The 22662-nt window shown below is 51.5% G+C and carries 21 protein-coding genes; 5 read left to right on the top strand and 16 right to left on the bottom strand.

The window, feature by feature from the left end; genetic code table 11:
* Window positions 1-77: 77 nt before the first annotated feature.
* Window positions 78-938, bottom strand: coding sequence for a DUF421 domain-containing protein (locus MKZ07_RS05835; RefSeq protein WP_076153987.1), 861 nt, complete (start codon window positions 936-938; stop codon window positions 78-80).
* A 220-nt stretch (window positions 939-1158) separates the two neighbouring features.
* On the opposite strand from MKZ07_RS05835, the gene MKZ07_RS05830 reads away from it, so the two are divergent.
* The gene (locus tag MKZ07_RS05830) at window positions 1159-1365 is read left to right on the top strand and encodes a DUF1657 domain-containing protein (protein ID WP_341025047.1); all 207 of its coding nucleotides are present in this window, start codon (window positions 1159-1161) and stop codon (window positions 1363-1365) included.
* A 90-nt stretch (window positions 1366-1455) separates the two neighbouring features.
* On the opposite strand, the gene MKZ07_RS05825 is transcribed toward MKZ07_RS05830, so the two are convergent.
* On the bottom strand, window positions 1456-2007 hold the full coding sequence (locus MKZ07_RS05825; RefSeq protein ID WP_341025045.1) for an SAM-dependent methyltransferase: 552 nt from the start codon (window positions 2005-2007) through the stop codon (window positions 1456-1458).
* A gap of 197 nt (window positions 2008-2204) precedes the next feature.
* Between MKZ07_RS05825 and MKZ07_RS05820 the strand changes: the two genes are divergently transcribed.
* On the top strand, window positions 2205-4142 hold the full coding sequence (locus tag MKZ07_RS05820; RefSeq protein WP_076153990.1) for an AraC family transcriptional regulator: 1938 nt from the start codon (window positions 2205-2207) through the stop codon (window positions 4140-4142).
* A gap of 106 nt (window positions 4143-4248) precedes the next feature.
* Here the strand turns inward: MKZ07_RS05820 and MKZ07_RS05815 are convergent, their stop codons facing one another.
* Complete coding sequence (locus MKZ07_RS05815; RefSeq protein WP_076153991.1) at window positions 4249-5319, bottom strand: Gfo/Idh/MocA family protein; 1071 nt, start codon at window positions 5317-5319, stop codon at window positions 4249-4251.
* A gap of 15 nt (window positions 5320-5334) precedes the next feature.
* Complete coding sequence (locus tag MKZ07_RS05810; RefSeq protein ID WP_036694088.1) at window positions 5335-6222, bottom strand: sugar phosphate isomerase/epimerase family protein; 888 nt, start codon at window positions 6220-6222, stop codon at window positions 5335-5337.
* A gap of 123 nt (window positions 6223-6345) precedes the next feature.
* Between MKZ07_RS05810 and MKZ07_RS05805 the strand changes: the two genes are divergently transcribed.
* Window positions 6346-7239 carry a helix-turn-helix transcriptional regulator gene (locus MKZ07_RS05805; RefSeq protein WP_341025042.1) on the top strand — a complete coding sequence of 298 codons (894 nt, stop codon included), beginning with the start codon at window positions 6346-6348 and terminating at the stop codon, window positions 7237-7239.
* Window positions 7240-7306: 67 nt separating this feature from the next.
* Here MKZ07_RS05805 and MKZ07_RS05800 read toward each other — a convergent pair whose 3' ends face one another.
* From MKZ07_RS05800 to MKZ07_RS05780, 5 genes are all read right to left on the bottom strand, one after another.
* On the bottom strand, window positions 7307-8467 hold the full coding sequence (locus tag MKZ07_RS05800; protein ID WP_341025039.1) for a Gfo/Idh/MocA family protein: 1161 nt from the start codon (window positions 8465-8467) through the stop codon (window positions 7307-7309).
* Window positions 8468-8690: 223 nt separating this feature from the next.
* A complete protein-coding gene (locus MKZ07_RS05795) occupies window positions 8691-9899 on the bottom strand; it encodes an L-serine ammonia-lyase, iron-sulfur-dependent, subunit alpha (protein WP_341025036.1) in 1209 nt (402 codons plus the stop codon).
* Between the two features lie 17 nt (window positions 9900-9916).
* Entirely contained in the window at window positions 9917-10738 is an 822-nt protein-coding gene (locus MKZ07_RS05790; protein WP_235218397.1) for an enoyl-CoA hydratase/isomerase family protein, read from the bottom strand.
* A 4-nt stretch (window positions 10739-10742) separates the two neighbouring features.
* On the bottom strand, window positions 10743-11582 hold the full coding sequence (locus MKZ07_RS05785; protein WP_341025035.1) for an enoyl-CoA hydratase/isomerase family protein: 840 nt from the start codon (window positions 11580-11582) through the stop codon (window positions 10743-10745).
* Between the two features lie 29 nt (window positions 11583-11611).
* Window positions 11612-12838: a M20 metallopeptidase family protein gene (locus tag MKZ07_RS05780; RefSeq protein ID WP_036694248.1), complete on the bottom strand. Its 1227-nt coding sequence runs from the start codon at window positions 12836-12838 to the stop codon at window positions 11612-11614.
* A 224-nt stretch (window positions 12839-13062) separates the two neighbouring features.
* Between MKZ07_RS05780 and MKZ07_RS05775 the strand changes: the two genes are divergently transcribed.
* Complete coding sequence (locus tag MKZ07_RS05775; RefSeq protein WP_036694097.1) at window positions 13063-14376, top strand: hypothetical protein; 1314 nt, start codon at window positions 13063-13065, stop codon at window positions 14374-14376.
* Between the two features lie 61 nt (window positions 14377-14437).
* On the opposite strand, the gene MKZ07_RS05770 is transcribed toward MKZ07_RS05775, so the two are convergent.
* Window positions 14438-15319 carry a LysR family transcriptional regulator gene (locus tag MKZ07_RS05770; RefSeq protein WP_036694098.1) on the bottom strand — a complete coding sequence of 294 codons (882 nt, stop codon included), beginning with the start codon at window positions 15317-15319 and terminating at the stop codon, window positions 14438-14440.
* A gap of 120 nt (window positions 15320-15439) precedes the next feature.
* Between MKZ07_RS05770 and MKZ07_RS05765 the strand changes: the two genes are divergently transcribed.
* Window positions 15440-16339, top strand: coding sequence for a DMT family transporter (locus tag MKZ07_RS05765; RefSeq protein WP_036694099.1), 900 nt, complete (start codon window positions 15440-15442; stop codon window positions 16337-16339).
* A gap of 458 nt (window positions 16340-16797) precedes the next feature.
* Here the strand turns inward: MKZ07_RS05765 and MKZ07_RS05760 are convergent, their stop codons facing one another.
* From MKZ07_RS05760 to MKZ07_RS05735, 6 genes are all read right to left on the bottom strand, one after another.
* On the bottom strand, window positions 16798-18285 hold the full coding sequence (locus tag MKZ07_RS05760; RefSeq protein ID WP_083677662.1) for a DHA2 family efflux MFS transporter permease subunit: 1488 nt from the start codon (window positions 18283-18285) through the stop codon (window positions 16798-16800).
* A 42-nt stretch (window positions 18286-18327) separates the two neighbouring features.
* Window positions 18328-18951 carry a TetR/AcrR family transcriptional regulator gene (locus MKZ07_RS05755; RefSeq protein WP_036694103.1) on the bottom strand — a complete coding sequence of 208 codons (624 nt, stop codon included), beginning with the start codon at window positions 18949-18951 and terminating at the stop codon, window positions 18328-18330.
* A 195-nt stretch (window positions 18952-19146) separates the two neighbouring features.
* A complete protein-coding gene (locus MKZ07_RS05750) occupies window positions 19147-19926 on the bottom strand; it encodes a stalk domain-containing protein (protein WP_076153998.1) in 780 nt (259 codons plus the stop codon).
* 99 nt (window positions 19927-20025) lie between these two features.
* Entirely contained in the window at window positions 20026-20793 is a 768-nt protein-coding gene (locus tag MKZ07_RS05745) for a M15 family metallopeptidase (RefSeq protein ID WP_200869195.1), read from the bottom strand.
* Window positions 20794-20862: 69 nt separating this feature from the next.
* Complete coding sequence (locus MKZ07_RS05740) at window positions 20863-22191, bottom strand: FtsW/RodA/SpoVE family cell cycle protein (protein WP_036694108.1); 1329 nt, start codon at window positions 22189-22191, stop codon at window positions 20863-20865.
* Window positions 22188-22520 carry a PadR family transcriptional regulator gene (locus MKZ07_RS05735; RefSeq protein WP_036694109.1) on the bottom strand — a complete coding sequence of 111 codons (333 nt, stop codon included), beginning with the start codon at window positions 22518-22520 and terminating at the stop codon, window positions 22188-22190. The genes MKZ07_RS05740 and MKZ07_RS05735 overlap by 4 nt, the downstream gene beginning before the upstream one ends.
* Between the last annotated feature and the right edge of the window lie 142 nt (window positions 22521-22662).

The following is a 22662-nucleotide window of genomic DNA, read 5'->3' as shown; positions in this document are numbered from 1 at the left end:
CTATGAAATCGATTATAGTATACCTCTACAACGCCCGAATGGAAAACCTCCCCTGTTGTCCGCTTGGTCAACTGCTGTCAGTTCTGGATAAACGGCTTCAGCTTCTGCAGCAGCTCCTGCAATTGCTCTGAACAATTTCCGTACATTTGCTTCGCCGCTTTGTTCTTGGTGGACAGACCGAACAGCTCCAGATCGGCTTCGCATTTCTTCAGCAGCGCATACAGCTGAGGTTTATCCTGCGGCTGCGGCACCTTCACATTATCCGCATACAGATCCACGGTCAGCTCACCGTAGGAATCCACCTGGCCGAGGAAGACGTCCTTTACGGTCAGGTTCATTTTGTCCAGCTCATCCTTAAGCCACGCCCTGGAGAGATTCATGCTGTCCAGCGGTTCGTCCATAATCTCACCATCCATGATGACAGCCAGTGTCTCTTTCTCCGGCGCTACCTTAACCCCGAGATCCTTGGCGGTCAGGGGCAGATTCTCCTTCTTCTGGAGTACGTTAATTGCCCCGTCCGACTCCATAATGGCAAACTCAACATCGGCCAATTTGAAGACATCCTTCTTGCGCAGCTCCTCCAGCAGCTCATCCGTGCTGATCCGCTCCTTTTTCATATTGTCCTCCAGAATCTTGCCGTCCTTGATCAGCACGGTCGATTTGAAGTCAATGAAATCGCGGGCTTTCTTACTCTTGATCTGCAGGAACTCAATCAGCAGGGAGCAGCCGACCCAGACGCCTAGAGCAATTAGGCCCAGATGCCAGGTTTTGTCCGTGTCCAGCGAGATATATGCCGCAATACTGCCTATTGTGATGCCTGTAATGTACTCAAAGAACGACAGCTGCGAAACCTGCCGCTTCCCCAGAAGTTTAGTGAGAAAGAACAAGACGACCACCGCAAACAAGGTCCGCAGGACAACCTCCAGTGCTTCAGGCATTCGAATAACCCCCTGTAATGTGAAATTTCATGTTCTGTATAGTCAGACATTCAGCTTCAGTATTTGTCAAACCAGGGGTGAATTAACCATAAGATTTCGTGCCGGTTGATTATGCTCTGATGAGGCTGGAGTTATTTTCCAGAATATGAGCTGCGGGAATGCAGATACTAGAATCCGTGGATGATGATCCATTTCTATGATATGGAGGAGGAAACGCCTGATGACTGTCGCCTCACAAGTGAAGACCTGCGTAGCTTCGCTGAAAAGCGCCCAGGCCAGCCTGGAGCAATTCGCCATGGAGACCCAAAACGAGGAAGCCAAGACCCTGTTCACCCAAGCGGCTGAGCAGACCCAGCAGATTGTCCAGCAGGTGGAAGGACGCGTAACCGAGCTGGAAAAGGAAGAACCGCAGTACCGGGGCTTCTAGCCCGGAAGGATTGATGAAGGACAGGCTGATCTTAGCGTAGCGAATTCTGCTTCGGGGATCAGCCTTTTTGTTAGGTGGAGATGCTATGTGTTATCTCTTAACGGCATCCACTATTAGTGAGACAAAACCTAACTTTCCCTCTGTATTGCGGTGGTCAAAGCGCTTGGAACGGTAAATAAACCCTTCGCCCTCATCCCAGTGGTTATAATGAAACTGTCCGGATTCATCGCAATATTCCAACAACTTGACCTCGAAGCCAGCCGCCGTAAACATGCCTCGCAGGGTATTGTAATTATGTACGATACGGTGGGATGCCGCCGGATGATTCAGGGGCCCTGGTCCCCCGACCTGTACAATCTTCTGATAAGCTTCATCCGGGAAATAACCGTCGGGAACAGCACAGCGGATATACCCGCCAGGTGCCAGATACGAATAGCAGATTCTTGCCGCCTGTATCCCCTCCTCGTACGTCAGATGCTCCCAGACATGCTCCGCAAGGATTGCTTGTATGGAGCTTTTCTTGAAGCTGATAGCCCACTGTTCTTCTTGCAAAAGATTAAGCTCCCTCTCCTCCGTATGCAGCCACCCCTGGTTATGCCGGCTTCCGCCGCTCCCAATCACAACTTTCAACTGCTCATCCATCGCGATTCCCCCTTGTTCGTTACATCCACTATCTGGTATTTATTCTAACCTTCATTACACAGATCTGGAATGCAGCGATGTGAGAAGGATATGGAGTTATGTGACTTTCAATATAGTAAGTATTATTCAGACTGTCATTGATAATGGTTATCATTTAAAATGAGGAGTAGACAGATTACGGAGGGGAATAACGCATCATGCACATCAGCAATCAATTATTACTTTGGGATCAGGCTGCAATTACACTGGTGAATATCGGGCAGAAGGAGTTAGCGCAAGGCGAAGTTCTTCCTCCATTCATCATACCTGCCAATATATTTTTGCTATCGGTACAAGGGAGCGCACAAGTTCAGGCAGACCAGGCTAAATTTGCTTGTACAGGATTTCAACTTTTACATTGCGGCGAAGGGGCGACCCTAAGCATCCTACCGGTAAGTGATAAATTTATTTACTATATCATTTACTACAAAGCCTTGCTCCATGAAGCGAATCCTTTTCAAGTGCAGTATTGTTTTAGCCCTAAGGCTCCGCTTTTACTGTATAACAAAATTCAGCAGATGTATCAGAAATGGGATCAGCCGGAAGAGCGTCTTCAGGTAAAAGCACTTTTTTACCAGTTCGTTCATCTGACGTTAAGGGAATTGCGCCTGCAAGAGCATGAGACCGAGGTCAGAACAACTTCTGTTGCAGTGCAGGTAATCACTTATATCCGGGAGAATTATGCGGAACCTATTACCTTAGATTCACTTGCGGAAGTGTTCAATTTCAGTGCTTATCACCTGTCATCCTTATTCAAAGAGCATACAGGCATCAGTCCGATAGATTACTTAATCCGCTACCGCCTTGACCTTGCATCAGAGCTTCTAATGACAACTAATGCTTCTGTCGGGGAGATTGCGGCAAGTGTCGGGTATAAAGACGGGTATTATTTCAGCAGGATTTATAAAAAGCGAAAGGGTGAAGCCCCTGCTCATCATAGAAATAGGAAGCTGCTGCAGCACAAAGTTGCTGAAAGTCCATTAAACTTCCCCACATCCTCTATTTCTGAACATAGTGCGGATCTGTATATTAATAATGATAATCATTATCACAATACGGATAAAGGGGAAATACATATGTTTAAACCAACCCGATCAGTGGCCATGGCTGCTATCCTGCTCTGCGGCTCCCTCCTGCTCAGTGCTTGCTCCAACGGGTCCAACACAGCAGCGAAGGATTCAAGCAGCGGGAACAGCAACGTAAATCAGGCAAGTCCGGCTGCCTCGCAAGAAAGTTCTAAGACAAGGATCGTAACCACACCAAGAGGAGACATTGAAGTACCCGCAGAGCCGGTAAAAGTCGCGGCAGACCAATACATGGGCCATTTGTTGAAACTGGGCATTGTCCCTGTCGGGGCAAGGACGTTCATGCTCGACGAAGGCTGGATGGACAAGGCGGAGATTCCCCAAGAAACACTCGATAAGATCGAAGATCTGGGAGAATTCCCGATGAATCTGGAGAAATTGACCATGCTGGAGCCAGACCTCATTATCGGTTCCATCGAAGATTACGTTGACCAATACGAGAAGATTGGCACTACTGTTTTTCTGCCGTACTGGGAAGAGTTGTCAACAGCCGGACCGCTTGATAAATTCAGAAGCGTAGCCTCGATATTCGGAAAAGAACAGCAGGCAGAGGATTGGATTGCGGAATACGAACAGAAGGTTGTTGAAGCAAAGTCAAAGGTATCTAACGTCATTAAGGAAGGGGAGACGGTATCCATCGTTCAGTTTGCCGAAAAAACAGTATATGTGTTAGCAGCCACGGGCGGAAATTATGGTTCCTCTACTATTTACGAAATGCTGAAGCTGCCACCGACAGAAAGTGCTTTACATATGAAAGAGGGGTTCGAATCCATCTCCCTTGAGGTGCTGCCTGAATATTTAGGGGATTATATCTTTGTATATAACGGCGATGCTGAGATTACGAACCAAGCAATGGAAAGTGATATATGGAAAAGTGTACCTGCCGTGAAGAATGGCAAAGTATTTTTATACGGGGATAATTATCATGATGAGTTTGTCATGGAGGACCCTTATTCTTTGGAGCAGCAGTTGGATACGGTTGTGAACTTGTTACTGGGGACGGATAAATAACCAGACCAGCAAGCAGATTAGTGACCAGTGACGGCGGTAAAAGAAAAGGCATGGGGTTTTCCCCATGCTTTTTTGCATTCTATGTTGTAACCCCTGCTAAAATCCCCTACGCCTTACTCCCCGCCAGCTCAGCGCCCTCTATGAATTCGGCAATACTCAGCTTGCGGCCTGTCCGCGCACTCTCCAGAGCGCCAAGCACCATGGCCATGCTGTAACGGTTATCACGGCAATCCGTCTCGGCCGGACGGCCTTCGGCCAGCGAACGGAACATTTCGTCGAGGCAGCCCTGGTGGAAGGTCTCCTCCATCTGTATCTCCGGCGCTTCGACGCGCTCGAATTCATGGAGGAACTGGCCGGAGTGCTCACTCCCGGCGCTAATCACCTCGGCATAGGGCAGATCCCGGCCATCCCAGATGGCAGCGCCCCATTCGCCCTGCACCCGCCAGGAGGCTTCCCAGGATGTAGGAGCCCCTTCCGCACACCAGGAGCCCTGATAACAGAACACGGAGCCGTCCGACATTTCAAAAATACAGACCGCTGCCGCATTCCCTGCATACCATGATCCCGGCGGATTGAACTCCTGGCAATACACACTTAGCGGATCAGCGCCGCTGATATAGCGGGCCTGATCGAAGGTGTGGATCGCCATATCCAGCAGCAGCGGGCTATCCATCGCATCCCGGAAACCGCCGAAATGCGGAGCCAGGAAGAAATTAGCGCTGATAGAGCCTGTCCGCCCTATAACCCCTGAAGTTATCAGCTCCCGCAAAGAACGGATGCGCGGATCATACCGGCGGTTTTGCATCACCGCATGGCTCCTGCCAGTACGTTCAGCGATGCTCACGATCGAATTGCACTGCTCCATCGTCTCCGCCAGCGGCTTCTCTGCGAATACATGGCAACCGGCCTCAAGCGCACTGCTGGCAATATTGTAATGGCTGGCCGGCACCGTCACATCAAATACCAGATTAGCCGCTGTACCCGCAATCGCCTGTTCCACATCAGTAAATACCGGACAAGTAAGCCCGTGCTTCTCTGCCATAGCCTGAGCGGACTCCCGCCGGATATCCACGAGCGCTACAATCTCTATTCCATCAGTATGCTTCAGTGCATAGGTAATCCACTCATTAGCCATAGCCCCGCAGCCCGCAACAACCACACGATATCCTGCTGTCATCATTCTTTCCTCCAGTTACACCGGGTTAGGGATGAAGCTGCCGCCCCGGCAGGTTTTGAGATAATTCAGTGCATGGACCTGACCGGTCATCTCCAGATCATCACGATAGACAGGGTCATGCCAGCCTTCAATATCAATGGTGCCCTTGTATCCAGCTTGACGAAGAATCGAGATCACATCTGTCCAGTTCGTATCCCCGAAGCCCGGCGTCCGGTGCCATACATACGGCTTAGGCCCGTGGATTCCGTATTCCTTGATAATATCCCAGGCGATGGTTGCGTCCTTGCCGTGGACGTGGAAGATCTTGTCCGTCCATTTGCGCAGCTGCGGGATCGGGTCAATCAGCTGCACCATCTGGTGGCAGGGCTCCCATTCCAGGCCGAGATTATCGGCATTCACAGCGTTGAACATTTTCTCCCAGGCAGTAGGGTTATGCGCAATATTCCAGTCCCCTGCCCGCCAGCTCCCGTCCATCGAGCAATTCTCAAAAGCAATCTTGACCCCGCGCTCCGCCGCCCGCTTCGACAGCTCACCGAACACCTCAGTGAACTTCGGAATCGACTCATCTATAGATACGCCGGGCAGACGTCCGGTGAAGCCGGAGACCAGATCCGTCCCGAACAAATGGGCATGGTCGATCAGCCGTTCCCAGCTGGCAAGCGTATCCGAATTGTCACCTGTCCCTGTAAGCGGATTCCCGAATATGCCGACTGAAGAAATCGTGAAATCATGCTCCGCAGCCAGTTCACGCACCCGTGCCGCTGTTTCCGCCAAATCAGTAGTTCCTGTAGTTTGCCAAAAGGTTAAGCTGAAGGACTCGAAGCCATGTCCAATAATCTGCGGAATGACTCTGAGCGCATCCCCGCCTCCAACCAGTGTTCCGATTCTTAATGTATCCTGCATCTTGTATGCCACTCCAATATTGGTTTATAGTTAATGCAACATTCCTAGTATATCGCTCATTTTGGGCAAAATCTCTACTTATCTTGTGCTAAACTAGCTGAATCTTGCGGGAGTTGAATAAAGATGACCTATCCGAAGGAACTTAAGGAATACCCAAGGCTGGAAGAGAAAACGTATCCGTTCCGTCTGTTCTTCAACAACTGCCGGGAGGTATCTCCTGAACAAAACATCCTGTTTCTGCACTGGCATGAGCATTTCGAAATCATCATTATGCGCGAGGGTCAGGCCATTTTTCATGTGGACAGCAAGCCTTATGAAGCCGGGCCGGGGGATGTCCTGATGGTGCCGTCTGGCGGGCTTCATGTCGGCTATAGCCTGTGCAGTGGTGACCTCTCTTATGTCTCGATTGTGTTCCATGCCTCGCTGTTCAAAGACCGGAACCAGGATTCCCAGCACGAGCAATTCGTAGCTCCGTACCTCAATAATCTGAATCAATTCCCGGTTATGCCTGCCGCCCAGCAGCCTGAATGCGCTGCGTATTATCATTTGCTGGAGCGGGTGATTGCCGAAGTGGAGGCCAAGCAGCCGGCTTTTCAGCTCGTGGTGAAGAATCAGCTGCACCTGTTCTTCACTCTGATGTCCCGGGCCTTCCCGACCCGGCAACGCAGCGAGCGGGAGCACAGCGAACGCCATTCGATCCACCGGGAGCGCTTCAAGCCGCTGCTGGAATACCTGGAGAACCACGCAGATCAGAAGATGTCGATTGAGGCCGCTGCCAGGTTCGTGAATCTGAACCCTTTTCATTTCTGCAAAACCTTCAAGAAGCTCACCGGGCGGACGTTCATCGATTATGTGAATTTCTGCAGAATGGATGAGGCACAGCGGCTGCTGCTGGAGACGGACCTGACGATTACCGAGATCTCAGGCCGGGTCGGCTGTGACAATCCGAATTACTTCACTAAGCTGTACAAGCAGTACAAGGGTCTAACCCCTTCCCAGGCACGGAAGCAGGAGTAAGCGGGCGTTTCAAGCCCAAAAAACACCGCCGGCCACTATCCCCCGGCGGTGTTTCTCTGTCTTCAGCTTACATCTCAGATATCGTAACCCAGCGCCGCTGCTCAATCGAACGCTCGACCGCTTCCAGCACTGCTTGGCATTTCACGCCGTCGTTGAAGTTAGGCTCCGGCTGGCGCCCTTCCTCAATGGCATTCGACAGCTCCAGCATCTCATGGATGAAGGTATGCTCGAATCCGATGGTATGGCCCGGCGGCCACCAGGCCTCGGCATAATCATGGGACGGATCGGTGGCTAGTACCCGGCGGAAGCCCTGCACATCCTCGTCATCCGTGGTCAGGTAGACCTCCAGCTCATTCATCCGTTCAAAATCAAACTTCACACTGCCGAGGCTGCCATTGATCTCGAAGGAGTTAGTCGAACGGTGTCCGGCGGCAAACCGCGTTGCCTCGAAGCTGCCCAGTGCGCCGTTCGCAAAGCGGGCCAGGAACAATGTTGCATCATCCACGGTTACCGGACCGCGCGGCGCATCCTTGCCAGCCTTGGCACTCAGCCCCGTCATCTCCGTTGCCAGAGGCCGCTCCTTGACGAAGGTCTCGCTCATGCCGATAACCTCCTCTACATCTCCGACCAGGAAATGAGCCAGATCAATCAGATGCGCCCCGAGATCACCATGCGATCCCGAACCGGCAACCTCCTTCTGGAGCCGCCAGACCAGCGGGAATTCCGGATCGAGAATCCAGTCTTGCAGGAACCACGCGCGGAAGTGATAGATGGTGCCCAGCCGGCCGCTCTCAATCAGCCGCTTCGCCAGCCGTACCGCTGGGGAGAAACGGTAGTTGAAGCCAATCATATGCGCTATTCCAGCCTTTTCGGCAGCCTCCAGCATCTCGCGGGAATCCTCCAGATTCAGGGCCAGCGGCTTCTCGCAGAAGATATGCTTGCCTGCAGCCGCAGCCGCCAGGGCAATCTCTTTATGGGCATTGCTTGGCGCATTAATATCGACCAGATCAATATCGCTGCGTGCGATCAGGTCTTTCCAGTCGGTCACGCTCTCCGACCAGCCAAGCTGTGCCGCCGCTTCTTGTACAGCCTCCTCATTGCGTCCGCAGATGACCGACATTTGCGGCTTGACGGCCTTCGGGAAGAACATGGGCAGACTGCGGTAAGCGTTGCTGTGGGCCTTGCCCATGAATTTATAACCTATCATTCCAATGCGCAGCTGTTTCATTTGGTGCCTCCTCACTGAATAGACTACTCGATGTACACGCATACATTTTCTCATTCATGCTGCACTTTAGTCAAATCCCTTCTTGCCTTACAGTGAGGTCCGCCCTACAGATCTCCCGCCAAACGAAAAAAATGTCCCCTCTGCCAACCGGCAGCAAGGGACGTTCCTTGTCTTATTCACAAGCTTGGAATTAATCCTTCATCTACTGCGGTATCATTTTCATTTAACTGCCCATGTTGTAGAACTTAGCAAGCCCGCCTTCAGAAGTTTCGCGGTACCTGCTGTTCATATCGAGGCCTGTCTCATACATCGTCTGAACAACCAGATCAAAGGATATTTTACGGGTACCCGACAAGAACTTAGCCAGGCTAAGCGCATTGATCGCCCGCATCGCGCCGACAGCGTTCCGCTCAATGCAAGGGATCTGCACCAGTCCGTTAATCGGATCACACGTTAACCCCAGGTGGTGCTCCATGGCTACCTCCGCCGCATACTCAATCTGGTCGATTTCCATACCGGACAGTTCAGCCAGTGCAGCCGCTGCCATAGAGCAAGCCGTACCCACCTCCGCCTGGCAGCCGCACTGAGCGCCGCTGATGGAGGCGTTCTGCTTCACCAGATTACCAATAAGCCCGCCGACAGCCAGTGCCCGGAGGATCTGTTCGTCCGGGACCTCCATCTTCTCCTGCATATAACGGAGCGAGGCGGGTACAACACCGCAGGCCCCGCAGGTTGGAGCCGTTACGACTGTACCAGCGGCCGCATTCTGTTCGTTGACGGCAAAAGCGTACGCGCTGACGATCCGGTTCTCCCGCGTCTCCGGGCTCTCATCCACATGCCCCTGATGATATAAATATTGCGCCTTGCGCTCAACATTAAGCCCGCCTTCCAGAATCCCTGTGACAGATAACCCCTCGTCGATCGACCGCTTCATCGCTTCCCAGATGCCTTGGAGGAACTCCCAGATCTGCGGGCCTTCACGCTGCTCAACATAATCGCTTAGGCGGATATGCTTCGCTTTACAAAAGGTACTGATCTCGGCAAAGCTGTTCTCCGGGTAGACTCCAGATCCAAGCGTCTCCTCCCGTCCCTCAATCACGATATCCCCGCCGCCGATGCTGACAACACGCATGGAATTGGTTTGCTGACCGTCTTTGTAAGCGAACAAGTCCATCGTATTGGGATGGTGCAGAACAAAGTCAGGCTGTGGAACAAATTCAACCTCCGCTGAAGCGGGTGACAATGCCCGAAGAATAGCCTTGTCCGTCATATGGCCTTTGCCTGTTTTGGCAAGGGAACCATAGATCAACGCTTTGAACTGGTCTGCGTCTTCATTTTCCGATTTGAAGATTCTGGCCGCTTTCTCCGGCCCCATGGTATGGGAGCTTGACGGTCCGCTGCCAATCTTATATAGCTCAGTCAACGATCTCATAGCACCCTTATCCCTTCTCAGTTGTCATTACTCTGAAAACGTTCCTTAAGCTTCATCAACCGCTCATGAATCCCCTCTTCATCCATAGCCATGTCAACCAATTGGTGGGTAAGCTGAAGACCCTGATCCTCTGCAAAAGCTTGTTTCCACGGGTGTGACACAATCGAATGAGTAAGATGTCTCGTAGAGCGGGGTGCCTGCATGATCATTTCTGCCAGCTGCCATGCCCGTGGAAGAAGTTGATCATGAGGCAGCACCTCGCTAACCATACCGAGATCTAATGCCTCTTGAGCATTAATGTTCAAGCCCGTGTATGCATAGTATGCCGCTTTCTTGGTTCCCACAATCCTTTGAAGTGCCAGAACGATTCCATCTCCGGGCGGTACACCGCCCAGATAATGGGCATCGAAGAACGCTGTGGCTTCCGTACAAAGGGTAATATCACAAAGCGTTCCCAATTGCCAGTGTGCGCCTGTGCCATTGATCGCCCCAATCGTGGGGATGTCCAGGCAATGAACCATATTTTCAATCATTCTAAGTGATTCATGATACATCTCTAGCTTCCGGCGATTCGGCCAATCCATGAATTTGGTGGTCCAGACTTCAGGATTGCCGGTCTGCCACAACTCTCCTGTCCCTGTGAGAATCATGACTTCATTCTCAGGATCACGGCCAATATCTGACCATATCTGACCATATGCGGCTTGGACCGGCCAGTCGAATTGTAAAGGTCCCCCGTGAGTGTGCAACCGCACTTCGAGAATACCGTCACGGCGGGTCATGAGGAATAAGTCCTTGTACTTCTCAGAGTATTCTTCGAGTCTAGTAGGTCCAGTCATCTCTCTATTGAACATCGTTGCCCATCAGGCGTCCTTGCATTTTCTTCAGCCGCTCCAGCGCTCCTTCTTCATCTATGGCCATGTCGTACATCTGGTGGGCCAGCTGGAATCCTTGATCGGCGACCAGGGCCTGCTTCCATGGACGGGAGATGATGGAGTGAGACAGATGTCTCGTTGAACGCGGTGCCTGCATGATCATCTCCGCAAGCTCCCATGCGCGCGGAAGAAGCTTTTCACGGGGCAGAACTTCACTGACGATACCCAGGTCCAAGGCGGTCTGACCATTGATATTCTTGCCGGTGTAGGCGTAGTAGGCAGCTTTTTTGAAACCGATCATGTTCTGCAGTGTCAGCAGCATTCCATCTCCTGGAGGCGTGCCTCCCAGATAATGCGGATCGAAAAAGTCAGCGTCTTCCGTACAAATGGTAATATCACAGAGTGTTGCGAGTTCACAGTGCGTTCCCGGCCCGTTGACCACCCCGATCGTCGGAATGTCGATGCAGAAGATCAGATTTTCAAGCAGTCTCAGTGATTCATGATACTGTTCGAGCTTCTTTTGCTTCGGCCAGTCCATGAATTTCGTATTCCAGACCTCTGGGTCGCCGATCAACCATTTATCCCCAGTTCCCGTAATAATCATGACTTCGTTCTCAGGGTCACGGCCAATATCTGACCAGGCATGAGACCAGGCGGTATGAGCTTCCCAATTGTGCGTGTACGAGCCTCCATCGGTGTGCAGACGCACTTCAATGATTCCGTCACGGCGGGTCATTAACAGGAATTCCTTGTATTTCTCCGAGTACTCTTCGAATTTGGTGGGTCCAATCATACGTCTCTCTGTCATTGTAATTCCTCCTAAGTTTGGTTTAGAGCTTATCTGTTACTTTCAAGCCAGTCTCTGGCAAAAGCTGCGTAAGCCGCAGCCCCTCTATGAAGCACCTCATCCGAGAACATCGTCTTTGGATGGTGTACAGGATAACTATAACCATCTTGCATATTGCCTGCGTTAAGAAACACCGTGGTACTTGGCACTGCCTGTGAGACAAAGGCGAAATCTTCCGAGCCCATTAATTTACCGCCGGGTATCAGCTCAGTTATACCAATATAGGAGTCATCGCCGAAGGTATTTGCAATCGAAGCCCTCATTTGCTCATTAAGCCCGCCATCCGTTCTCACTTCAGGACAACCACGTGTATAAATCACTTCCATCTTTGCCTGAAAAGTTTCTCCGATCCCTGCGGTAATTTCACGGATACGGGTCTCCATTTTATCCCGCAATGCGGTGTTAAATGTGCGCACACTGCCTTTCAATCTGGCCGTATCGGGAATCACGTTGTTCGTAGTGCCGCCTTCCATCACGCCGATGGTAAGCACTGCATGTTCAATCGGCGATATTTCCCGGCTGAGGATACCCTGCAGCGCCAGATGAAGATGAGCAGCCACATTTAAGGGGTCCACTGCGGCCTCGGGCATCGCTCCATGTGAGCCCCTTCCGCGGATGATGATTTCGAACCAATCCGAAGAAGCAGAGATCGCTCCCCCTTCCTCAGGCACAACAAATTGTCCGATAGGAAGCGGCATTCCGGTCAACACATGGAGCATCATGGCTGCATCCACCTTGGGATTGTCCAGAATCCCATTCTCCAGCATCATCTGTGCTCCGTGCAGCGTCTCTTCACCCGGCTGGAACATAAGCTTAACTGTCCCGCGAAGCTGCTCTTCGCTCGCCTTCAGAATCTCCGCCGCCCCCAGCAGCATGGAAGTGTGCATGTCATGCCCACAGGCATGCATATTTCCATTCAACGACGCGTAAGAGAGCTCCGTTTCCTCTGGAATGGGCAAAGCGTCCATATCCGCACGGATCAGAACCACCTTCCCTTCATGCTGTCCGCCAATGGTAACTGTTAGTCCTGATTCTCCTATGGGAGTGGGCTTAAGACCCATCGACTCCAATGCCTCTTTTACGTATGCAGTTGTCTTAGGCAAACTTAGATCAAGCTCAGGAATCGCATGAAGATGATGCCTGTACATGACCATTTTGTCCTGCAGCTGATGAGCCATACTCATTAAGTCTTCAGCTTCTACACTCACAATGAACATCTCCCAAAGCATAAATTAAATGAACGTAAGAACAGTGTAGGCATTCCTCCTTTGTATTTTAAGACTTTTTGAGAACATGTTTATCGTACTTATAAATTCATCCACTGTCAAGATACTTTTAGACATTTTAAGAACATTATTTCAGTAGGCCGCCGGAACATTGTAATATCACATTTATTGTGATATAACTCTTTTGATTGAACTGTTCATGAAAGGAATCAATTATGAAAATCAAGCTGGGTATTATCACGCCAGAGTCCCATATGGATTACTTCCGCGCCATTGAAGAAGAAATGCGGCCCCTGTGCCAGTTCCGCTTCCTTACCATCAGCAACTTCCGCGAAACAACGGACATTTATCTCAAAAACCTGGATTCGGTGGATGGATTTGTGATCAGCGGGAGGATGCTTTACGAGGCCATAGACAAGGAATGCCTTGACGATAAGGTACCTGTTCACATTTTGCATGATGATGAGAATCTGCTGTACAGAGAGCTTTTCCGGCTGCTGGTTACAGAACCTGAGCTTGATATCTCCCGAGTCTATGTGGATTATGCGTATGTCATCGATTCTTTCAGCGAATTCCAGCAATATCTGACTCATGAAGGAAAGCCCGTTAGCAGCGGAAATTTGCTGGAGCGTGTGGAGATCATGCTGGAGAACCATATCACGCTGTGGGAAGCTAAGAAAATAGACCTGTCCATTACAGCCTTCGGTCACTTTGTTCCAGAACTCCAAAAGCACGGCGTCAAATATATCTTAATCCGGCCAACTTTGGAGAACGTTAAAGAGACCATCAGCGAGATTATTAACGAAATTACCATCCTCAAGCTTAAGAACCAGAGGGCAGTGGTCGCATGTTTATCGGTCCAAAATGAGCAGCACTCCTCCGAAGAGGAGCTTCATGAGCTGAAAGTCCTGGTCGGCAATTTTTTGCGCAGCGTAAATCTGGCAGACACGGCCCAAATCTCAGAAGGCTATGTCAGACTGTACACCACCTACGGCAATTTCATGAGAATCACCTCTAACGCGCATAACTGTAGCCTGCTGGAGTATCTGGAGGAGCGTATACAGGGCAAGGTGAAGATCGGGTGGGGCTCGGGGCATGAATATTTTCAAGCGAACGTTAACGCCACCAAGGCTCACAGACAGGCCGAAGCCTATACGGGCAGTTCCAGCTTTTTCATAGACGAGAATCAGAAGGTTGCCGGCCCCATGCGGAGCATGAATGTCATCCAGTTCTCTGAACAGGGGGACCCGGAAATCATCGCCTTAGCCAAAAGGATCGGAATCAACAACATCAATTTACAGAAAATCATATCCTATGCAGCAATCATGCGAACCAATAAGCTATCCTCTGAGGATGTTGCACAGTGCCTGTCCATGACCGTCAAAGGTGCCAACCGAATTCTTAACAAAATTGAGGAAAGTAAACAAGTACAAACGGTATTTGAAAAAAGGGACAACAGTAAGGGGCGGCCCAAAAAATACTACGAGCTGTTGTTTCTCGACAATGAAGGGCGCAAATTAAGCGGATGACCATTGGCAAAAAGGCATGTTTTCAATTTTGAAAACATGCCTTTTTGCGCTTTTTTAACATTCAAATTACGCCTTGGCCGGACGACCAGTGCTGCACATGCTGTAAGAACCGCCGCGTGGCAGGTGAAGCATATTTCATCGAGTTGACCGCGATGCCCAGGGAACGAAAGCTCCGCTCCTCCAACTCAAGCATGGCAACACGCTCATACTGGAACCTGGTGACCAGCTCCGGGAGGATGCTGATGCCCAGACCTTTTTCCACCATGGCAATAATGGCGTAATCGTCACCGGCTGAGAACTTGATGTTCGGCTTGATGCCCGCCTTCTCCAGCACCCGCTGTACGTCATAGTCCGAACCGGGCTTCGGAATGATGAAGTCCTCGTAGGCGATCTGAGCCAGCGGCATATAAGGGGACTTGCTCAGCGGATGGCTGAGCGGGAGAATCGCCAGCATCCGGTCCTGCTTTAGCGGAATGACTTCGAACCGCTCCCTTGTCGGCAATGATAGGAATCCGCAATCGACCACCCCAGCCTCGATCCACTGCTCAATCTCCAGATACCCGCCCTCCATCAGCTTGAACTCTATGTAAGGAAATTCCCGGCGGAACTCCTTAATGATGTCCGGCAGCCAATGGACAGAGACACTCGTGAAGGTTCCTATGGTAATCGTCCCCGTCTCCAGACCATGAATATCCGCTACCTGCTGCTTAAGCTGCTCATTCCAGTTCAGAATCTCCCGGATCGGCTGCATCACCTGCTCCCCGTTCACCGTCAGCTTTACCCCCGACCGGCTGCGCACCAGCAGCGGAAAGCCGAACTCGTGCTCCAGGCTGCTCAGCGTGTGGCTGATTCCGGATTGGGTGAAGCCCAGCGCATCTGCGGCCCGCGTTAGACTGCCCAGCTCCACCACTTTCAGGAACACTTCGTACTTAATCAGACTCATGTCCAGCCCCCTCACTTAACATGATAATTTCTCATGTATCCTATGATAAACATTCAGTTACCTTATGTATTCATGCGTATTATACTATATTCACTTGAAATAAAGAAGGATGATGACTGAATGAAGCCGCTTAAGGCCGAGCTAATGCTCATTGTAGTAACACTATTCTGGGGCTCCTCCTACCTGTTCATGAAGCTGGGATTGGGTACACTGGGAGAATTCAATCTGATCGCACTGCGCTTCGGGCTTGCGTTCATCCTGGCGGGGCTGCTCTTCCGCAAACGGCTGCGCAGTATGGATGCCCGAACCTTGAAATACGGAGCCTTGCTCGGCTTCCTGCTGCTTGGCGTATTCACCTGCATCACCTTCGGACTGAAGACCACTACGACCTCTAATGCCGGTTTCCTGGTCGCTCTGACCGTTGTGTTCGTTCCGATGCTGGAGGTTCTGGTCTTCCGCAAAAAAGTCGCGCCCCCGCAGATCTTCGGCACCGTGCTCGCCATCAGCGGCATCGGGCTGCTTACGCTGAACGGATCGCTGCAAGTCCAGCCCGGTGATCTCCTCTGTATTCTGTCCGCAGTATTCTATGCGGTGCAGATTCTAGTGACGGGCCGGGCGGTTAAGACCTGCGACTCGCTGAATATCGGCATTCTGCAGCTCGGCTTCGCCGGGGGCTATGCTCTGATTCTATCCGCTATCTTCGAGACGCCTTCGCTGCCGTCCACCCTTCCGGGCTGGATCGCTATTCTGGCTCTGGGGATCTTTTGCAGTGCCTGCGGGTTCATCCTGCAGCCGGTTGCCCAGAAGTACACTACACCGACCCGCACCGGTCTGATCTTCGCACTTGAGCCGGTATTCGCTGCCTTCTTCGGCTACTTGTTCGTGCACGAACAACTCTCGCTTCAGGGCTATACTGGTGCCGCTCTTGTCCTGCTGGGGATTCTGGCCTCCGAGCTGCTGGGCAAGCTGCATATGGTTCCTCCGGCAAGGCTGCTGAAGAAGCGGCGGGCGCACTTATAGCTTAGCAAATGTATGTGCCAGCCTTAGCCAACCGCTTATTTATTGAAGCAACAGACGATTGAGGTGCATTAGTGCACCTCATTTTCCACTTTAGCCCGCATCTAGCATACTCAGGTGCACTAGTGCTCCTCATTTTGCTCCTTTAGCCAGCATCTCGCGTATTCAGGGGTATTAGTGCACCTCATTTGCTCTTTTTGCCCACATCGAGCATATTCAGGTGCATTAGTGCTCTTCATTTTGCTCCCCAGACTTCAACTGGTCCAGCGTCCTCCCATGCACCCTCGCACCCGCCCATTGTATTCAGTTTCCCATATACATCCGGCTCGAACCCACGGACCTCTATAGCTCATGCCCCACCAGATCATCCAAAAACCAAAAAAACGCCCCCCTGCCAACCGGCAGTCAGGGACGTTCTTTGTTAGTCTATAACGATTATCTTACATAGCAGCTACAACCGGTTAATGCCCCATCATCATGGCGGCATCCGTCTGCTGTTCTTCAGGAGAAGGTGCAGCGCCTGCTGTCTTTGGACGGCGCAGAATCAGACTGAGCACCACTCCGGCTACGGCGATGCAGCCCGAGAGGAAGAAGACATCCCCGAAGCCCTGTACGGCAGCGGCAAGCGGATTACTTCCGGCGGTCATTTTATCCATATGCACGGTAATCTGGCTGGTCAGGTACCCGGTCATACCGGCAACAGCGAACGATACCACAACCTGCTGGGCAGCGGCGGTAAGCGGGGTAACCCGGTTCACCCATTCACGCGGCGCAGAGTTCAGAACATGGGTGTTGACCGGCATCATCGACAGACCCATACCGAGGCCCATCATCACCAGACACAGCATAATAATAGGAAGACTGGTGTCTACTGTAACTCCAGAGAGCAGGAACAGGGCCGTCGATATAATGCTGAGACCTACGAATACCAGCGGACGTGCACCGATTTTGTCAAACAAGCGGCCGCCCAGCGGCATCCCTACTCCGGAAGCCAGCGCCTGGGGAAGCAGGATCAGACCCGTCTCGAGCGGCGTGTAATTGCGGATCTGCTGAAGATACAGCGGAACGAACAGCATGGAGCCGAACAATGCCGCCTGTGTGACCCAGGACAGAATAATCCCGCGCGTGAAGTCCGAGGAACGGAAGACGCGCAGCTCCAGCAGCGGATGCTTTTGCAGCAGTTCAACAATGACAAAGACGATCAACGCGGCTCCGCCAACCGACAAGCCTACGATAGCCCCGGTTGAAGTCCAGCTCTCCCCGCCGCCCTGATTGACGCCATAAGCCAGCATCGAGAAGGCGAGCGGAGCCAGAATGATTCCGAGGATATCGAGGTGAGCTCTTCCCTTTTTCTCGGTCACCGGCAAATATTTAAGGCCCAGAATAATACCTACAATACCGATTGGCAGGTTAATCAGGAAAATCCAGTGCCAGCTTACATACTCCACCAGCCAGCCCGAAAGAATCGGCCCCAGGGCCGGAGCCAGCAGCATTGGAATACCGAGCATTCCCATGATAGAGCCTCTGCGCTCTGCCGGAGCGAGCCTGAAGACCATCGCCATCCCGATTGGAGCGACCATGCCGCCGCCAAGACCTTGAATGACGCGGAATAGAACCAGCTGCCCCGAAGTCTGAGCTACAGAGCATAATACAGAGCCAAAGACGAACATGGCAATGGTCGTTAGGAATACCTGCTTGGACCCGAACCGGTCCGTCATATAGCCGGCCAGCGGAATTACAGCAGCGAGCGCAAGTGTATAGCCGGTGATCGCCCATTGAACAGTCTTCAGATCCGTATCGAAATATTGCACCAGATTCGGAACGGCAACATTGACCGCGGTGCTGTCCAGAATAACCATGATCATCCCGACAATAATCGCCAGCAAGGATGGCAGTATAGCTCTCAGAGAGAACGGCGCCTCTGCTGCTGCGGTGCTACTTGGATTCATAGGTTTTGACATTCTCTTGTCCACTCTTCTCTCTATTCATGATTAGTTATACTTGTGAAAATAAAGCTCAAACAACCCGTCAATCTGCTCCTCCAGCGGGGCCAGCCTGAAGATCTCCTGAAGATCCTCACGCTCCTTCGGGAAACTGCTCACCATAATTACCGGGAAGACAATCGCCCCGTAGATCTGCAAATTCATCATCATGAGCTTATCGCGGTCCTGTTCTCCGGTAATCTCCCCAAGTGCGTCCAGAATCCGCTCAATCCGCATCAGCTTGGAATATTTCGCATATTCATCGTGGGAGCCCATGATATGATGCCGCTGGTCAAGCATCTGCCGGGCCATACCGGGATAGCGGTTGAGATTGACAATGTACCGCGTGAAGAACAGCTTCAGGCGCTCTTTTGGCGGCAAAGATGTATCCTCCAGGACCTTAAAGGCATCGTCAAAAGTCGCCATAAGCTGCTTCACCGCATCGCCGAACAGCTTCTCCTTGGAGCCGTAGTAGTAGTTCACCAGCGCCAGATTGGTCTCTGCCCTCGCTGCAATACTGCGCAGGGTGATGCAGCGGAATCCCCCCTCACGGATTAAGTCCACGGTGGCATCCAGAATAATCTGCTTCGTATCTTTGTCCGTTGAATCCGTCTTACCGTCCGGTTTGGCCATAATGAAGATTGCCGCCCTCCTCTGTCACAGAATCTTAATCATTGATCTAATCAACGATTTAAACATTGTTTAATTCGAATTTAAAATTACTCTCTTTCCGGCATTCTGTCAACAGAAATATAAAGGGAGAATTCCTGCAGCTATGCTTAAGCCGTGGAATTCTCCCTTGGGAGTGAAGTTATGTCTTATACGAATCTAGGGTTGGGCCGGGCTGGCCAATACTTCATTGGCTGCCTGAACCGGCGTTAGAGTCAGCTTGGTGAGCTTACCTGAAGCGCCCAGTTCCAGAGTCAGTACGGCCTCCGCTTTGGTGAAGGACAATACGCTCACAATCATCATTACTCCATCCTGCTGTGTGCTGGTGGTCGATTTCACTCCGAGGTAGCTGCCCGCCGGCGTATTCATCCCTTCCCAGCTCTGCTGGAGCACCGGAAGAACAGCGGGTTCTGCATCCTTGGCGTAATACCGCTCCTTCAGCGCCGGATAGTTACCGGTTACAAGCAGACCCGCTACGGCACCAGCCATTACCTCCGGTGCGTATACGTCAACCTGGTCTGTTTCCGGATTATAGGAAGTGACTAACCCGATTGCTGCAAAAAAAGACAGCGGCGCGTACGCCTTTTTTTGTTTTAATTCAAAGCCGCCTGTAAAAGGTACTTTGTTCTTGCCGTCGAGCACAAGCTCCTTACCGGAGAGTCTGAACTGAACGCTCTCCTGGAACCGTTCCAGCAGGAACGTCCCGGTAGCACCACTGAAGGTGACCTTATACTTGAGGGCTTGGGCCGTCTCCCGCAGCGGGAGCATAATGTCCGTTCCGTCGGTATAGGCCGATGCCCCCCCGCCTAGCTGCAATTCCTGCCCGTTCACGATAATCCTCAAGCTTCCGGCGGCACTAACGTTAGGACTGGTCAATACACCTGCTCCTGCTGCAAATAACATTACACTAAGGAATACGGTTACGATTCTTTTGAACAAATCGATCCCACCTCTCCTGTATTAGAATATTATGCACGCATGCTTCAGAGATTAACCTTACATTATTCATTAACCGTTCTGTACAGCTTTGGAACAGCCCTACTCCACCTTGAAGTTGAAATATTGCTTCGGATAAGGTTCCTTAATCAGGGTGAAATGCCACCATTCCTTGGCGTACGGCTTGAAGCCCTGCTTCGTCATCGCATCCTTCAGAATCTTGCGGCTCTCATGCTGGGTGCTGCTGATGAGCGTCGTATTATAGTAAGAGATTTCACCGAAAAAATCATAAGGGCTGCCCATATCCACCAGCTTGCCTGTACTCTTCTGGGCCAGGGTCAAGTCGATCGTGCTGCCCCGGGAATGCCCCGATTTCTTGGCGATGAAGCCCAGCTTGAACAGATTGCGCTTGTCCAGCTTCGGATAATACTGTGGCTTCATCTTCAGATCGGAAGCATCCTGCGACCAGCGCACGAAGTGATTGACGGCTTGCTGCGGACGGTATGCGTCATAGATTCTCAGGATATAACCCTTCTGCTCCAGATCTTCGCTAACCTTCTTCAGTGCAGCAGCGGCAGTCTTCGTGAAGATCGCGAGCGGTGCCTTATATCCGTCCACTCTGGTGCCGGTAAAATTATTCTCACTATAATAACGGATCTCATATTGCGCCGAGGGAATAACCTCATCCAGATAGACAAAACCGCCGGGCAGATTATTTTTCTTCACAACTGTACTTGGTGTAAACGGTGTCTCAGGAGTCACGGATGCCGCTGTAGCCGTTGTCATGGCGCCCAGAAGCACAGCCCCGCTTACAATCATTGAACCTAACAGTAATCCGAGTCTTGTACCTGTATATCGCAGCTTGTTCACGATGCTTACTCCTCACCTGCCTCATCCCATATTTACCCTTCCAGTATACGGTGCAGCCCCAGGGAGCGTCTATAGTGAAGATGGAGCTTGACCCGCCGGGAGCATATCTTTACGCCGGTAAATCCCCATCAGCAGCCCGGCAGCAGCGAATTCAATGAAGACATGCTGACCGTAGCTCAGGAATGGAAACGGTATGGAGATCAGCGGCATTCTGCCGCTGAGTATAGACAAGCCATACAGCAAGCGGATCGAGAGCATCAGCGTCAAAGCAAAGATCAACATCCGGCCGTAAGTGTCGCTTACCGCGCGGGCGCAGGAAACCATTTTCAGCACAAACCAACAGGTTAACACAAGGAGCAGTAGCCCCCCGGCCCAGCCGAAGGTTTGAATCAGCACCACGGGAAACAGATCCGTATATGGATAAATCAACCCGTTCCCTGCTCCTTCCAAGCCATGACCCTTCCAGCCGGCAGAGGTAAGCGTCCCATGTATGATCCGATTAATATAGCCTGCACCTGTCACTACATCTTGGAAATAGAAGGCATCAATGTTCCGGTCACTCCAATGCAGTTGACTCCAAACATATAGGGCAACGCCTGATACACTGCTTACAGCAACAACCATAACGCTTACCCAACGCCGGGTAATCCTTATATATAATGGTAAAGCAACAACCAGATATACAACCAGCTCGGCAAAAGAAGGGATAAGAATATAAATGGCCGCAGGCAGCAGCAGCAAGCCCAACTCCAACCAACTCCTCAGTCGTCCGCCCGTAGTATTCTGCACATTTGGTCTTTTCCAAATTCCTGCAAGCGCCACAACGAAGAGATAGGGACTGCAACCAATCAGATCAAATGGGAATCCCAGAATAGAAACATAGCGCCTGCTGCCATTCATCATCTCAGGACCGAGCCACAGACTGGCAGCAATCATTAGTAACGCTCCACCATAGATAAAGCCTGAGGCCCGCTGCAATTGCTTGAAATTGATGAAGAACATTCCGGTCATAGCTATAAGACCAAGGATGATAAAGACAGACTGACGCAACATTAGCGCATTAGGAATAAGATCCTCAGTGAATCCCGCCTCCACAGCTGCCATCCCCAGCAGACTTACCGCCGACAACAATATTACACCGGCCAGCAGCCCCCAGGGAATGCGCGGTTTATGAATCTGGTGCAGCTCTCTGCCTACGGCCTGCGGATCACCTAGTTGCCTGATCGCATACTGCTGAGCCTCTTCATCGGTAGCACCAAGCTCCAGCCGCTCCGTCACCAGGTCTGTGAAGTGTCCGCTTAGCTCGTCCCGGATTTCTTTATGCATCCCTTTGGCCCTAACTTGTGCGCACACTGTATCCAGATAACGCTCCAGATCCTTCTTACTTTGCTCCATCATCCGCTGCCCTCCCCCAGAACGGTATCCATGGCACCCTTGAACAGCGCCCATTCCGCCTTCTTCTCCTGCAGCTTGTGCTTGCCCTCATCCAGTAGCCGGTAATACTTGCGTCTGCGTCCGTCTACCTCCATCCAATACGCTTCCACCCAGCGTTCACTCTCCATCGCATGAAGAATCGGGTAGAGCGTACCCTCCTTCAGGGCAAAAACCCCCTGTGAGCGCTGCTCCAGCTCCTTAATCAGCTCGTACCCATACAGCGGCCTGTCCAGCAGCAGAGTGAGGATCATCGTACCTGTACTCCCCTTCAGCATTTCTTTGCTGACCTTCATCGGCATTCCCTCCTGTTTGTTTCGCCTATACATCGGTTATCTATGCTTAATATACAGGATTATCCAAATGCAGTCCAGTATTTATTCACCCAGAATGAAGTCATTTGTGCTTATCCTGTTTATAGTACAATTATAGCTGTCA

It is taken from the genome of Paenibacillus sp. FSL P4-0338 (genome assembly GCF_038002365.1).
Classification (GTDB): domain Bacteria; phylum Bacillota; class Bacilli; order Paenibacillales; family Paenibacillaceae; genus Paenibacillus_AQ.
The sequence above is the reverse complement of the archived record's forward strand: the minus strand, read 5'-3'. Positions and strand labels throughout refer to the sequence as shown.

Excerpts from the sequence above, each read along its gene's own strand:
- MKZ07_RS05835 (WP_076153987.1), bottom strand. The coding sequence starts at position 938 with ATGCCTGAAGCACTGGAGGTTGTCCTGCGGACCTTGTTTGCGGTGGTC.
- MKZ07_RS05830 (WP_341025047.1), top strand. The coding sequence starts at position 1,159 with ATGACTGTCGCCTCACAAGTGAAGACCTGCGTAGCTTCGCTGAAAAGC.
- MKZ07_RS05825 (WP_341025045.1), bottom strand. The coding sequence starts at position 2,007 with ATGGATGAGCAGTTGAAAGTTGTGATTGGGAGCGGCGGAAGCCGGCAT.
- MKZ07_RS05820 (WP_076153990.1), top strand. The coding sequence starts at position 2,205 with ATGCACATCAGCAATCAATTATTACTTTGGGATCAGGCTGCAATTACA.
- MKZ07_RS05815 (WP_076153991.1), bottom strand. The coding sequence starts at position 5,319 with ATGACAGCAGGATATCGTGTGGTTGTTGCGGGCTGCGGGGCTATGGCT.
- MKZ07_RS05810 (WP_036694088.1), bottom strand. The coding sequence starts at position 6,222 with ATGCAGGATACATTAAGAATCGGAACACTGGTTGGAGGCGGGGATGCG.
- MKZ07_RS05805 (WP_341025042.1), top strand. The coding sequence starts at position 6,346 with ATGACCTATCCGAAGGAACTTAAGGAATACCCAAGGCTGGAAGAGAAA.
- MKZ07_RS05800 (WP_341025039.1), bottom strand. The coding sequence starts at position 8,467 with ATGAAACAGCTGCGCATTGGAATGATAGGTTATAAATTCATGGGCAAG.
- MKZ07_RS05795 (WP_341025036.1), bottom strand. The coding sequence starts at position 9,899 with ATGAGATCGTTGACTGAGCTATATAAGATTGGCAGCGGACCGTCAAGC.
- MKZ07_RS05790 (WP_235218397.1), bottom strand. The coding sequence starts at position 10,738 with ATGACTGGACCTACTAGACTCGAAGAATACTCTGAGAAGTACAAGGAC.
- MKZ07_RS05785 (WP_341025035.1), bottom strand. The coding sequence starts at position 11,582 with ATGACAGAGAGACGTATGATTGGACCCACCAAATTCGAAGAGTACTCG.
- MKZ07_RS05780 (WP_036694248.1), bottom strand. The coding sequence starts at position 12,838 with ATGTTCATTGTGAGTGTAGAAGCTGAAGACTTAATGAGTATGGCTCAT.
- MKZ07_RS05775 (WP_036694097.1), top strand. The coding sequence starts at position 13,063 with ATGAAAATCAAGCTGGGTATTATCACGCCAGAGTCCCATATGGATTAC.
- MKZ07_RS05770 (WP_036694098.1), bottom strand. The coding sequence starts at position 15,319 with ATGAGTCTGATTAAGTACGAAGTGTTCCTGAAAGTGGTGGAGCTGGGC.
- MKZ07_RS05765 (WP_036694099.1), top strand. The coding sequence starts at position 15,440 with ATGAAGCCGCTTAAGGCCGAGCTAATGCTCATTGTAGTAACACTATTC.
- MKZ07_RS05760 (WP_083677662.1), bottom strand. The coding sequence starts at position 18,285 with ATGAATCCAAGTAGCACCGCAGCAGCAGAGGCGCCGTTCTCTCTGAGA.
- MKZ07_RS05755 (WP_036694103.1), bottom strand. The coding sequence starts at position 18,951 with ATGGCCAAACCGGACGGTAAGACGGATTCAACGGACAAAGATACGAAG.
- MKZ07_RS05740 (WP_036694108.1), bottom strand. The coding sequence starts at position 22,191 with ATGATGGAGCAAAGTAAGAAGGATCTGGAGCGTTATCTGGATACAGTG.
- MKZ07_RS05735 (WP_036694109.1), bottom strand. The coding sequence starts at position 22,520 with ATGAAGGTCAGCAAAGAAATGCTGAAGGGGAGTACAGGTACGATGATC.